Origin of the sequence: Coleofasciculus sp. FACHB-712 (assembly GCF_014695635.1) — a bacterium.
Classification (GTDB): domain Bacteria; phylum Cyanobacteriota; class Cyanobacteriia; order Cyanobacteriales; family FACHB-T130; genus FACHB-T130.
Genome location: NZ_JACJOQ010000627.1, coordinates 1 through 12705 on the forward strand (window position 1 = coordinate 1; position 12705 = coordinate 12705).

Here is a 12705-nt window from a genome sequence, read left to right on the forward strand (position 1 = left end):
ATGGGGAAAGTCATCCAGCTTTGGCTGTATTGCCACATCCGTTTGAGTCTTTATCTGTGGCGTTGTGGCTTCAACTGCATCGTTGTTGGTTTTAACGGTGGAAGCGATCGCAGTTGCTTCTGGGATCGAAGTTGATTCCGGTATATTTGTTTCTATGCTTTGTTGGTTCTGTGCGCCAGTTTGGCGACCGGCTGTTGCTAGAGTGGCACCAGTAATTGCCGAAATCGCAACTGCCCCCATAATCAAAAAGTATATTTTTTTCATAACTAATGCCGATAACGTCTTTTTGTTACCTACAGTTGAGACGCTAGGATTCCAGGCAAAGTTATTAAATTTTTGTTTTTAAATACGTAAATATGCCGTAAATATGCCGGGAGGCTAATGTTTGGCGCTCCCAGCAATAGTCGTATATTATTTCTCTTCTACATACATTGGAGGCTCAATCGCAAAATTGTTTAGCTGCCCCGCTTCATCCAGGATGTAACCCTCGGTCGTATCTAAACCAGTTCCTTCTTCTTGTTCCCTAGCTGCTTCAACTTGGTGTTTATTCAGCTCTTTGTCCACATTAGATGGAATCACCGCATCTGCTGCATTCACGCCCAATACTGATTGCGATAATTGAACTCCAATGTGGTTGTTTCCTGGTGCCCCTCTTCCCGGTTCTGCTTCGCTGGGATCTTCTGGCAATACTGGATTTTGTTCGTCGCTCATGAATTTTTCTCCTATGTTATTTTAAGTTGAGCGTAGTCTGTTTATTACGATGTTTCTATTTATGAAGGTAGCTTAGTTAGTATCGCTCTTTACTCTTTCGCGGGTATTAAATTGGTAAAGGCAAAGGTAGAGAGCGCAGCAGCATTGTTTGATAGCCAGAGGCTTGGCTTGACGCTGGATAGGCGAGATTTCCTCTGACACGTAAAAGACGCGATCGCATTGAACTCCTCTCAGCACGTCGGTAATTATAGGGAAATCGCAGCCAGAACCAAGCTTAATCCTTTCACAGTAAAATAAATTTAAAAAATCCATCTTAGTGCGGATATATCGGTAAGCACAATGAATAGGATTAGCAAATCTGATTGTTCTAAGAAATCGGGTTTGGGGTACTGTAACGCAATTTTCAGTTTATTTCGCTCGTTTTGCGGAAATTGTCTTTCAATTTTCCGGTTTTATAATAAACACGCTAGTAAACAACTCCTTTCATGGCATCAATCGCCCGCAAAAACCTATTTGAGGATATTCCCCGCTTCCTGGCAGCTCAGGCGGGGATTATGTTTGCAGTTAGCTTAGTCACTATTCAAACGGGTATTTTCAATGGATTTACTCGCGCTACGACTTTGCTAATCGACAATTCCAATGCTGATATCTGGGTATCCTCAGCGGATATGATTCACATGGAGCTGACACTACCCATACCCGCGCAGCGAGTTGTTGAGGCTCGACGGGTAGAAGGCGTAGAACAAGCTGAACCGCTGATTGTCCAAGCATCTTTGTGGCGAGATTCTCGGAACAAGATCTCACCGATGAGAATCATCGGATTCAATCCAGCCGGAGAATTATTTAGTCCAGGGAAAGTTATCCAAGGAAGTTTGAGTGCCTTAAAGCAGCCTTACACGGTGATGCTGGATAAATCTAATTTGCGTCCTTTGAACATCAAACAAATTGGCGATGTTGCTGAAGTTGGCTCATTTAAGGCACAGTTAGTTGCTCTGACGCAAGACACTCAATCAATTACATCGAATACTTTTTTGTTCACCTCGTTGGAGACTGCCAACGCTTACGCAAATTCCCGCGTAACGACGAGTTTAAACTGCAAGCTCCAATCGGGTGACATAAAGTGTACCAGTGCGTCGGCGAGTTTTAATAACCCACCCGCTGCGAATAATCTATCTGCTCCTGCACCCCAGAAATTAACTCCTACTGATTTAATCACCTATGTATTGGTGCAGGCAAAGCCCGGTCAAGATTTACAGCAACTCAAGAAAAAGTTAGAAGCAGCACTACCAGATACCCGCGCTTATACGAAGGCTGAAATGGCATCGCAGACGCGGGTTTTCTGGCAGCAGCGCACGGGAATTGGGTTTATTTTGGGCTTGGGTGCCGTTGTTGGCATTATTATCGGGATGGCGATCGCAGGTCAGATCCTCTACGCTTCTGTATCTGACCACTTAAAGGAGTATGGTACGCTCAAGGCGATGGGAGCTTCTGATTGGAAAATTTACGGTGTGATTGTCGAGCAGGCTCTCTGGATGGCGGTTCTGGGCTATATTCCCAGCATGGTTCTTTGCCAGGGGTTGGGAGCTTGGACGTTTGCTACTCAGGGAATCATCATTTTAATCACGCCTGGAAGTGCGATCGCCATCTTTGGGATTACGACTCTGATGTGTGTTGGTTCAGCTATCTTCGCTATCCAAAGAGTGACTCGTGTCGATCCGGCTATTGTTTTTAAGGCATGATTTCAGAATTTTGCCGCTTTAGGATAATAGTCGATGGCTTTCAGGAACCTGATATACTCAATGACCATCAATAATAAATGTAGATGTTTGTTTTATCCTAACTGATAGTGAGTTGAACTTTATATTGGCAACAGGGCGGAACAATTAGAAATTAAAACATTATACAAACCTATTTTGGAGAGTATGCGTACTTTAAGTAGGTGAGTGTAATTCAATCTCACTTGAAACGGTGAGGAGAGCAGGGTTCGTACTACCTAAAGTCACACCTACTATTTAGTCTCTAATGTCAATCTCTATAAAATAGATTGATTCCTGCTTGCTATTCAATAGTCGAACAGCCTTTATCTATAGTAGGAGGCATTAATGTTCGGTTTCTTCTTAAAGCCTGCATCTGATTCTTTCCTTCGATGCTTCCGTTGAAATTTTGTCCGGAGTATGGTTACTTAAGACAGATTGCATTTAGTAACTCGTTGTAGTTTAGACCTAACGAATAGAAATTTTGATGATTCTTTCCCAAAGCAACCGTACTCAATTTGCCAGTGTCCGAAATCTAGATGCTATTCCTTCTATGAGTTCGCTTCAGGCTCACAGAAAAGCCATTATCGGCATCGGAGTAGAAATGGTATTCCAGTCGGGAGGATCGCGTTTCCAAGCCCTTAAAAGAGTCAATCTGGAAATCTTCAAGGGCGATATTCAACTATTGATGGGGCCATCTGGATCGGGTAAAACGACCTTACTATCAATTTTGGCTGGGATTTTGACGCCGACTGCTGGCAGCGTACACTTGCTGGGGGAAGAGATTACAAGGATGTCTCGGAGCCAGTTAGCAAAGTTCAGACTGGAAAATATTGGCTTTATTTTTCAAGGATTTAACTTGTTTCCGGCGCTGACTGCGGCTGAGAATATAGAAGTAGCGCTGAATCTGAAAGGGATTCGGGGACGAATGGCACGGCAACAAGCACAAATTTTGCTAGAACAGGTGGGATTGGCGGATAAGGCGAAAAATTTACCCCGCGATTTATCTGGGGGACAAAAACAACGGGTAGCGATCGCTCGTGCTTTAGCTGGCAATCCTCAGTTGATTATGGCAGATGAGCCTACGGCGGCTTTAGATTCTCACTCCGGACACGCTGTGATTGAGTTACTGCGTCAGCTCGCCAAGGAAGGCGGTTGCACGGTTCTGATGGTGACACACGATAGTCGAATTATGGATGTTGCCGATCGAGTGTTGCATCTAGAAGATGGAAGGTTGAAGGCATAACATCTAATTTGTGAATCGGGTCATTGATAGTTTGTTGCTGTTTGGGAATGGGGAATTGGAAATGACATTAGGCGTGCCTTCTTTCCAATTCCCCATTCCTTTTAAGAATTATGAGAGCGATCGCAACTTTAGATTTAGATGAGAAGGCAGCTGAGGTTGGATGCGATCGCTTCAACCGAGTAGTGTCCCTGATGCGATCGCCTTAAATATTATTTCCTGGGAAAAACTCTTTGACGACTGCGGCAACTCCCAACGCCGCAGCTGCTACAGCGCCCCATTTAACCGGCGGATTCTTATCCAGCCAGTCAGTAAAGGAGGGAATCGTTAGATTGCCAAAATCTCCTTCTACTTTGTCATGGCTGAGAATCGGCTCGTAAAGATTATCTGGCGCATCTTCAGACTTTGGCTCGTTGGTTTTCTGAAAATTGAAGCCGATGAGAACCAAAATTTGATCCACCAGTCCCGGTGAGATGCGCTGAACCACATCTAATAGCTTGCCCACATCCCCCACAATAAAGTCACGAGTGGGGTGTTCGGCTACGTAGAGGATCGCATCAGCAACAAGGTTCGGCTCATAGTACGGCGGTATTCCCGTCGGCTTGACGCCTAATTTTGTGCGACCGTTGTTGTAGAAGGGCGTGTTGATCACGGATGGCTTCACACTCGTCACACTGATGGGGATTCCCTCATGTTGCAGCTCGACGCGCAGGGATTCTAGAAAGCCCTCAACCCCGTGCTTTGCTGAGGAGTAGGCACTCTGGAGCGGTAATGAACGCCTGCCTTCCATTGAAGAGATGTGGATCAGCGCCCCGCGTCCCTCGCGCTTGAGATGGGGTAGCGCCGCCATTGCACCGTATACCTGCCCCATCAGGCTAATATCGATGATCCGCTTAAACTCTTCCGGTGTTGTATTGTCGAAAGTGGCAAAAACGCCCGTGGCGGGGCAATGCACCCAGGTATCGAGTCGCCCGTATACCTGCACGGCTTTATCTGCGATCGCTTTTACTTGCTCGAAATCCGTGACATCAGCAACGACTGCGACTGCTTCACCGCCTTGTTGCTGTATCTCATCCACCAAAGACTTTAACCCTGGTGCGCTGCGAGCTGAGACGACTACTTTTGCGCCTCGGTGGGCAAACTGCAAAGCTGTCTCGCGCCCGATGCCGCTAGAAGCGCCAACGACGGCGACGACTTGCTCTGTGATTGGCTTTAATTGCATTGTTGCTCATCCTTTTATTAAAGTTGCCGACGACAAACCATTCACCTTTGCAGCTCAATTGCATCCAGGAACGTTGCCTTAGTTGTCGAATGTTAAGTTCTATTAACTAAATTAATCGACTCACGGCGGGTTACATCAGTCTCAGGGTTGACCTCAAGGTTGACAATGGGGATGGGAGTAGCGCCCTTTGCCTAGATTTTGCGATCGCTGGATAGCTGACTTTTACAGAAGTCAGCTCCGAATTCGTGCAGGTAGTCCACGACTAAATTTTCCAGAATGAGAAAAAAAGAAAACAATTTATTTAGCGCCAATACAGAAGCAAGAAGAAGCGAACAAATTTTATAACAGAGCGATAATAGACTAAAAAATATAAGCAAGTGAATACTTTAATAACTTTATGAACACAGCAACAATTACTTTACCTTCTACCCTCAAATTAACGATTGACTTGACAGACGAGCAGTTTTTCCAGTTATGTCAGAACAATCGGGATTTAAGATTTGAGCGCACAGCATCGGGCGAATTAATCATTATGCCCCCTACAGGTAGCGAAACTGGAAATCGTAATATCGATTTATCGTATCAACTCCAAGCTTGGAGCCGACAAAACAATTTAGGGCTTGCCTTCGACTCTTCGAGTGGCTTCAAACTGCCGAATGGTGCAGATCGTTCACCTGATGCGTCTTGGGTAAGACGCGATCGCTGGGATGCTTTGACCCCCGAAGAACAACAGGGATTTGCACCGCTATGTCCTGATTTTGTGGTTGAGTTACTCTCTCCTAGCGATTCGCTGAAAATCGCACAGGCGAAAATGAGAGAGTATATGGAAAATGGCGCTCGTTTGGGTTGGTTGATCAACCGGAAAAACCAGCGAGTAGAAATCTATCGTCAAGGGCAGGATGTGGAGATTTTAGAAAATCCGGCAACTTTATCAGGAGAAGATGTGTTACCTGGGTTTGTATTAGATTTAAAACAAATTATGTAGTTTTAGACGAGATCGTGCAGTTTTGGTGGGAAAGCGATCGCAGTCGTATGTGAATAAATGTGATCAACAGCCGTGAGTGTTTACAGGCGATCGCAAAAAGTCTTGTAAAATCTTGCCATTCGATATAATGAACAGATGTTGGACTTTAATTCCCTCTCTGAGTTTTCACGCGCCCACTGTATCGCCATTTGCGCGTTTCTGGTTCCAGCCAACTTGGGTGCTACCATCTGGACAATGATTCTGGCTGCACTCTGTCGCCCTCAAGTTCAGGTGTGGCGGAGTGCTGGAGTGGCAACCGTCTTTGCTCTGGTGATGGTGCTACACGTCTTTACTTGGTTCCAGGTTGGGGTAGTGCTGCCTCCCACCTATATCCTGCTATGTTTGGGAAGCACCTGCCTGGTCATGAATATTCTAGCGATCGCCTACAACTACAATACAGTTGTCCTCCGCAAACGCTATCCTAACGCTTCTAGCGCTATCAACCACCCCTGAAACAGCTTCATGTCGTCAGTATTGCCTCGCCTTTGGTTTGATGCTTGTAGTAACAACGTTAGGCAATGCTGGCTTCTGATGGATGTGCGTTCACACAGATATCATCCCAGGTTTTGTTAACAAAGATATTTTGTAGCTTGCTAGCCAAACTCCAGGTACTCATCAAAGATTAGTTTATACCTGTGGATTGAATGGCGATCTTAACCAACTGGCAGTAGTTGCTTAACTTTTTATAGCTCCATTTATTACTTAATGATGACTCATGGCTAATTGCTAAGTGTTGAAAAGCAATTAGCCATTTGTTGTTTTTTGTTCAAAAAAACAGTGTTTTTTAAAAGTCCGTAAAAACACCTTAGAAAATTATAAATAAATGTAAATGCTTGTCAATGCCTTTGGGTATAATTCTCTTGATAGATCACAAAAGCATAGAGGATGAATTAGCTTTGTTATAGTTATCACCGAGAAAACTATGCTAATTTCATCCAGGCCAGTAAAAGATGTATTCTATTGCCCAGAAGAATCTAATTTTTATTCTCAATGTTTAGAAAGTTTAGTTTTAAATGAGGGCGCTCATGGTAAAACTATTATCGAATTTGGTTCAGGAGATGGAACCCCAGTCATTAACTCCTTAATGAGAACCAGATTTGATGGAATTATACATGGCTTTGAACTCAATGACTTAGCCTGGAAAACTGCTAAATCAAATATTCAGGAATACGAACTTAGCGCCCAATATATCATCCACAATACTTCTTTCTTTGAGGCATCTCTTCCCAAGGCCGATTATCTGATTTCAAATCCACCATACCTTCCAGCGCCAGATGAGAATATTTATCAACCCCTGTTACATGGGGGTACAGATGGGTCTAAAATTGCCAAACGGCTTTTATCTTTAGATTATGAAAACGTCTTACTAATGCTCTCTAGTTATTCTAATCCGGAGGGCTTTATTAATTATGCAATCATGCAAGGCTACTCGATTGCTAATTTTATCGTCTCCCCTCTAAACTTTGGTTATTACAGTTGTGAGCCAAAGGTTAAAAACACAATTAGAGAGTTGCGAGAAAAGAATATGGCTTTTTACTCAGCGAACATCTATCTTTTAGCTGGTGTTTTGTTTAGGAAGCAGCAGAAATGTCAAGTGGATTTATCTACTGAGCTGATTCAGATCATGACATCTTTGTAAAAGTTTAAACAGGGAGGGGGAGAGCGATCGCTAAAGAATCTTTCCCTAAACCCAAAAGCCACTTTAGACGGGAACGAATCAAGGGTACTGAGAAGTTAACAGTTCTCAGTGCCCTATTCTTATTGTTTAACTTCTAACTAAAACTAGAAAAATTCAAATTTATTCTCGTTCTCAGGGTTCAACCATGAGAACGAGAATGGAAGACGACTGACTGTTAACAAGTCGGCAAGTATTTTAGGCAAAATGTATTTTATTGATTGGCCTCTCGATCCGCTTCTCTTGCCGAACGCGCGATCGCTACACCAGCGCGATCGCCCATTAGCTTCTCTTGGTCATATCCTAGGACAATTTCCCAAGCATCATTCGGGTACTTGTCAACCAACGGCATCGCCACATCATCTAACATCCATTGACCGTGACGTTCATCTTCCCGAATGTGCAGTTCCCAGTAACCCATTGCTGCATCAGAAAGTTTCAACCGTTGTGCCGCGGCTAGATAAGTTTTGTATGCCGCAGGACCTGCCACTTCAAAATAAGTCAATCCACCGCAGTAACGCAAGAAATAAATTTTGCGCTCGGTAACGAGAAAGTTATGATTGGCGCAGGCTAGAACTTCCCAAGGTACTAAATCGAAGTAGCCCTCTGGCTCTGTGTTCATGCCAAACTCGTCAAGCATCTGGGCAAAAAAGGTAGAGTGCTTGCGGGAAAGGCGACCGTTGCCGTACTCTTCCAACAACACTTTGACGAGGGTACATTGTACTGCGTTGGCGGTGCCTCCCAGAATGCGCGACAGGCGGCTGCCTTCAACTAATCCATCAAAGGAACCAATTGCCAAGATTCGGCGATAACCAGCCTCTGTCGTCTGCTCCCGCAAGTAGCGACTACCTTCCGATAGGGGAGGATCTAAGTCGGCTGCACCCCGCTCGCTCAGCGCTTGCTTAACATCGGCTGGGGAAAGTTTTTGGAGTGCTTCTACATCAAAGTGTGCCAGTTCCCACTGCTGCCAAGCGGACTCGATTTGGTTGCGAACTTTTTGCAACCAAATTGAGCGTTCGTTGGTGTAATGGCGCAGATCGTCATACCAAAACAGCTTGAGCCGATTGATGCGATACAGCACGCGCTGCAAAAAGAGGTGTGCGGCTTCAACTAGCTCATCACCACTTCCTACCTTGTAAGCCGCCTCAATTGCGGTAGCGATCGCACTTTCAACGTCGCTTGCTAGTTCAGGTTGTGCAGCTAGCTTGTTGTCTAAATCTTCCATTTCGAGCAATTTTATAAATTGCTGCTCAGATTCGTTGTAGCTTGTGGCTGTTTCTTGACTCGTTGCCGTATTCGTTGGTTGAAAATCAGTAATCGCGACCATAATTGCCCATGAATTCCGTCTTTGCACTTTTTTGATGCTAGTGCTGTCTGGTTGGAACAATTGTCGGTCTGTGGGGGGAACTTGCCACAGCCAAACGTATTTCTACCTAAATATATAGGTGTTTGAAGATTAACCACAAAGACACGAAGACACAAAGAAAACTTCGTGCTTTCTTTGTGTCTTTGTGGTTCAACAAAACATTTTTTGCTATGGCACTATGCGATCGCTGCCACCGCAGACAGTAATCCTTGGAACAACCCCATCCCATCCGTACCGCCTAAAATCGGATCTGAGGCGCGTTCTGGATGAGGCATCATTCCTAGCACGTTGCCTTTTTTATTGCAAATACCCGCAATATTATTTAAAGAGCCGTTATGATTCTCGCCGTGATAACGGAAGAGAATTTGCTGGTTGTCTTCCAGCTTTGCCAAAGTAGCGGCATCAGCGTAGTAGCGCCCCTCACCGTGGGCAATCGGGAGGGTAATGACTTGTCCGGTAGAATAGGCTTGCGTCCAAGGGAGATGGGTGCGTTCGACTTTCAGGGGAATGCGATCGCAAATAAAATGCAACTCTTGATTGCGGGTAAGCGCCCCTGGCAAGAGTCCCGCCTCTGTTAGCACCTGAAACCCGTTGCAGATACCCAAGACAAACTTCCCTTGCTGGGCGTGTTTAATCGTTGCTTGCATCACCGGAGAGAAACGAGCGATCGCGCCACAGCGCAGATAATCGCCGTAGCTGAAGCCACCCGGAATCACTACCACATCGAGATCGGAAATATCCGTGTCTTCATGCCAAACCATCCGCGTCGGCTGATGTAGCAAATCGCGAGTCACATAGGCGACATCGCGATCGCAATTAGAACCCGGAAACACAACAACCCCAAATTTCATATTGCTAATCGCTAATGGAAGACTGGCTAGCCAGAAGTCATCAGTAGCGATTGGTTCTTCACAAATGACCCATCGCTACTAACTACCAACTACCTAGCCCCTATTATCCTAAAAGAATATCTCCGTCTCTATCTGACCCGACATCTCAGTTAGGTCAAACCGATAGTTTTCGGTTACCGGATTCGTTAACAACTGATCGCACATCCGATCTAATTGATGCCGCGCCTCATCCTCACTCTCTGCCATCAGAGTCAGTTCAATATACTTTCCGATTCGCACCTGCTCAACATTGGCATATCCCATATGCCCCAACCCAGACTGTACCGCCGTGCCTGCTGGGTCTAAAACTGAAGGGCGCAGAGTCACGTAGATTTTCGCTTGATATTTCCGATTCACAGCCATTCCTATAAATTATTCCCTTAGATAGGTGATATTTGTTTTATTCTAAGGGGGGAAGGGTGTGAGCTGCGTGAAGTTCTCGCAATTTAAGCTGGAAAGAGATAAAGGTATCAGCGACAACCTGAAACATATTAAGGATATCTAGCAAAACTGAAGACCATGAAAGCCCAACGCACCCGCAGTCAAGAGCGTATTTTGAATCTGCTCAAGACGATGAACCGAGCTGTCTCAGCTCAAGATATTTATGTAGAACTTCGCAATCGTAGCCAAAGCATGGGACTAGCAACCGTCTATCGTTCCCTGGAAGCCTTAAAACTGGATGGTGTCGTCCAGGTACGGACATTGGCAAGTGGCGAATCGCTCTACAGTTCCGTGCAACAAGACAAGCACCACCTAACTTGTTTGCAGTGCGGAGACTCGATTCCCATCAATCAATGTCCAGTCCATGAGTTGGAGAGCCAGCTGCAACAATCGCACTCGTTTAAAATTTTCTACCATACTCTGGAGTTTTTTGGACTGTGCGATCGCTGCTGTGTTGCTCAAGTTGCTAGCGATGCCCTGGATTAACTGTCCTCATCTAAATCTAAAAATTGAGCTTGGTTCGTGTCTCCGACAATCGAGCGAATGCCTTCCAACGTAGCTGGGATAGTGCGCGGATCCATAAACATCACCTTGCTGCTACCGCTCTTGCCAATCGCCATCCCCATTTCCAGATAATTCTGAGCCAGTAGGTACTGGAGAGCTTCCTGAGCATTGGGGTCAGTTTTGAGCGTTTTAGAAATCACTTGCAGCGCTTCAGCAGTAGCCTGAGCCTTGAGAACTTGCTGCTGCCGTTCCGCCTGCGCTTTGAGAACAATCGTCTTTTGTTGCCCTTCTGCCTCCAGAATGGCGGATTTTTGACGGGCTTCTGCCTCCAGAACTTGCGCCTCAGCCTTCCCTTTAGCAGAGTTCACGGCTGATTCGCGTTCGCCCTCAGAGGTGAGAATTGCCGCCCGCTTGCGACGTTCCGCCGACATTTGCAATTCCATCGATTCTTGCACAGCCTTGGAGGGAACGATATCTCGCAGTTCTACCCGTGTCACCTTCACTCCCCAAGGATCGGTAGATTCGTCCAGTTCTCTGAGCAAAAGTTCGTTAATTTGAGTCCGGGCAGTAAAGGTTTCATCCAGTTCCAGTTTGCCCATTTCCGAGCGAATCTGCGTCAGCACCAAATTCACCATTGCTGACTGGAGATTTTCCACTTTGTAGTAGGCTTTCTCCAAATCCAGAATGCGCCAGTACACGACAGCATCAGCGGTAATCGAAACGTTGTCGCGGGTAATACATTGTTGGGGAGGAATATCGAGAACTCTTTCCCGGACGGTTGCTTGGTAAGCGACTCTTTCGTAAACCGGGATCACGAAATTCAAACCGGGTTTGAGTTTTTTGCCGCTATATTTACCTAAAGTTTCGACTAAAGCTTCGTTTCCTTGCGTAACCACTTTGACGCCTGAGAGGGCAGATCCGCCTAAAACTAAAGCGATTAATAACCCAAAAAATCCTTCCATTGTGAACCTCGTTTTTACAATATCGCAGATTGATAAACCCTAGAATTAGGATTTCAACAGGTGTTCTGGAAGCACGACCAGAGTTGTGCCTTCCCGTCTGACGACGTACACTCTTTGATTGGGAGCGATCGCCAGTTTCTCATCTTCACATCGTGCCTTCCAAGAATTTCCTTCGTAGAGTACCCGCCCCATCTCTCCTGGCAAAATCTCTGTTAAAGTCTGACCCTCGGTTGCATCTTCCATCGAAGACACCTTTCGCCTCGGCATCAAGCGATGACCCAGGTAAACGAAAGCAATTGAAAACACTAACCAAAGCACCACTTGTAAAGCCGCCGGTAATGGGAGCAGCATGACTAACAGTGCCACCACGAAGGCGCTGACTCCCATCATGAAAGCGGTAAAAGCTGTTGGTACAACTAGCTCTATCGAGCAAAGGATCGCCCCTACCAGTAACCACAACAAAGTCGGGCTGAATCCGAAAGGCTGGATCGACAGCTGCATCAGTAAAGGAGAATCAAACAACCCTGCTAAAAACCAAATTGTCATAAAACTCAATCCCTGCTTGATATCCCGGTAAGGATAGTTATCAAGGTAAGATGAACTATTCCAATGAAAGCCAGTTAGGATTGGGAAGGCATCTTGCCTTTCTGTTTACTACAACATTTCATCTATAGATTTCCTAGAACCCAGTGGAATTTTTCCTTAAGAATCTCTTGGAAGCTTTTTTATAAAAATTTCAGTTTATGAACAGTTCCCAGTTGAAGAGCGATCGCTATCTTTGGGCAACTGGCTCAGTTGCTGCAACGATCCCGGTCGGAGAATTCGTGCAAGACAGATATCAAGTTGTTGCACCTCAAGTTTGGCTCGATACTCAACCGACACAGCCGCCTCAGATCCCCGAACAGTTCCCGGA

The 12705-nt window shown here is 45.5% G+C and carries 14 protein-coding genes; 6 read left to right on the forward strand and 8 right to left on the reverse strand.

From position 1 onward, the window contains the following. Both H6F50_RS23255 and H6F50_RS23260 read right to left on the reverse strand, forming a co-directional pair. Positions 1-264, reverse strand: a 264-nt coding sequence (locus H6F50_RS23255; protein ID WP_190430523.1) for a hypothetical protein, incomplete at its 3' end; no start/stop codon positions are given. Positions 265-411: 147 nt separating this feature from the next. After that, entirely contained in the window at positions 412-711 is a 300-nt protein-coding gene (locus tag H6F50_RS23260; RefSeq protein ID WP_190412599.1) for a hypothetical protein, read from the reverse strand. Positions 712-1196: 485 nt separating this feature from the next. On the opposite strand from H6F50_RS23260, the gene H6F50_RS23265 reads away from it, so the two are divergent. Both H6F50_RS23265 and H6F50_RS23270 read left to right on the forward strand, forming a co-directional pair. Next, positions 1197-2450 carry an FtsX-like permease family protein gene (locus H6F50_RS23265; RefSeq protein ID WP_190412597.1) on the forward strand — a complete coding sequence of 418 codons (1254 nt, stop codon included), beginning with the start codon at positions 1197-1199 and terminating at the stop codon, positions 2448-2450. Between the two features lie 568 nt (positions 2451-3018). Continuing rightward, entirely contained in the window at positions 3019-3711 is a 693-nt protein-coding gene (locus H6F50_RS23270) for an ABC transporter ATP-binding protein (protein WP_199292335.1), read from the forward strand. A 202-nt stretch (positions 3712-3913) separates the two neighbouring features. On the opposite strand, the gene H6F50_RS23275 is transcribed toward H6F50_RS23270, so the two are convergent. Beyond that, the gene (locus tag H6F50_RS23275) at positions 3914-4930 is read right to left on the reverse strand and encodes an SDR family oxidoreductase (RefSeq protein WP_190430524.1); all 1017 of its coding nucleotides are present in this window, start codon (positions 4928-4930) and stop codon (positions 3914-3916) included. 397 nt (positions 4931-5327) lie between these two features. Between H6F50_RS23275 and H6F50_RS23280 the strand changes: the two genes are divergently transcribed. The 3 genes from H6F50_RS23280 to H6F50_RS23290 all read left to right on the forward strand — a co-directional run bounded on the left by H6F50_RS23280 (position 5328) and on the right by H6F50_RS23290 (position 7593). Beyond that, positions 5328-5915: a Uma2 family endonuclease gene (locus tag H6F50_RS23280; protein WP_190430525.1), complete on the forward strand. Its 588-nt coding sequence runs from the start codon at positions 5328-5330 to the stop codon at positions 5913-5915. Positions 5916-6050: 135 nt separating this feature from the next. Beyond that, complete coding sequence (locus tag H6F50_RS23285) at positions 6051-6407, forward strand: hypothetical protein (RefSeq protein ID WP_190412593.1); 357 nt, start codon at positions 6051-6053, stop codon at positions 6405-6407. Between the two features lie 469 nt (positions 6408-6876). Then, positions 6877-7593 carry a class I SAM-dependent methyltransferase gene (locus H6F50_RS23290; protein WP_190430526.1) on the forward strand — a complete coding sequence of 239 codons (717 nt, stop codon included), beginning with the start codon at positions 6877-6879 and terminating at the stop codon, positions 7591-7593. Between the two features lie 250 nt (positions 7594-7843). Here H6F50_RS23290 and H6F50_RS23295 read toward each other — a convergent pair whose 3' ends face one another. The 3 genes from H6F50_RS23295 to purS all read right to left on the reverse strand — a co-directional run bounded on the left by H6F50_RS23295 (position 7844) and on the right by purS (position 10242). Further along, positions 7844-8956, reverse strand: coding sequence for an iron-containing redox enzyme family protein (locus H6F50_RS23295; protein WP_190430527.1), 1113 nt, complete (start codon positions 8954-8956; stop codon positions 7844-7846). Between the two features lie 215 nt (positions 8957-9171). Continuing rightward, on the reverse strand, positions 9172-9846 hold the full coding sequence (purQ, locus tag H6F50_RS23300; protein WP_190430528.1) for a phosphoribosylformylglycinamidine synthase subunit PurQ: 675 nt from the start codon (positions 9844-9846) through the stop codon (positions 9172-9174). A 108-nt stretch (positions 9847-9954) separates the two neighbouring features. Next, complete coding sequence (purS, locus tag H6F50_RS23305) at positions 9955-10242, reverse strand: phosphoribosylformylglycinamidine synthase subunit PurS (RefSeq protein WP_190412878.1); 288 nt, start codon at positions 10240-10242, stop codon at positions 9955-9957. Between the two features lie 162 nt (positions 10243-10404). Between purS and H6F50_RS23310 the strand changes: the two genes are divergently transcribed. Next, complete coding sequence (locus H6F50_RS23310; RefSeq protein ID WP_190412589.1) at positions 10405-10812, forward strand: Fur family transcriptional regulator; 408 nt, start codon at positions 10405-10407, stop codon at positions 10810-10812. On the opposite strand, the gene H6F50_RS23315 is transcribed toward H6F50_RS23310, so the two are convergent. Next, positions 10809-11792, reverse strand: coding sequence for an SPFH domain-containing protein (locus H6F50_RS23315; protein ID WP_190412588.1), 984 nt, complete (start codon positions 11790-11792; stop codon positions 10809-10811). The two genes, H6F50_RS23310 and H6F50_RS23315, sit on opposite strands and share 4 nt — an antisense overlap. Positions 11793-11837: 45 nt before the next feature. Next, positions 11838-12293, reverse strand: a complete 456-nt coding sequence (locus tag H6F50_RS23320) for an NfeD family protein (RefSeq protein ID WP_190430530.1) — start codon at positions 12291-12293, stop codon at positions 11838-11840. Positions 12294-12705 lie beyond the last annotated feature (412 nt).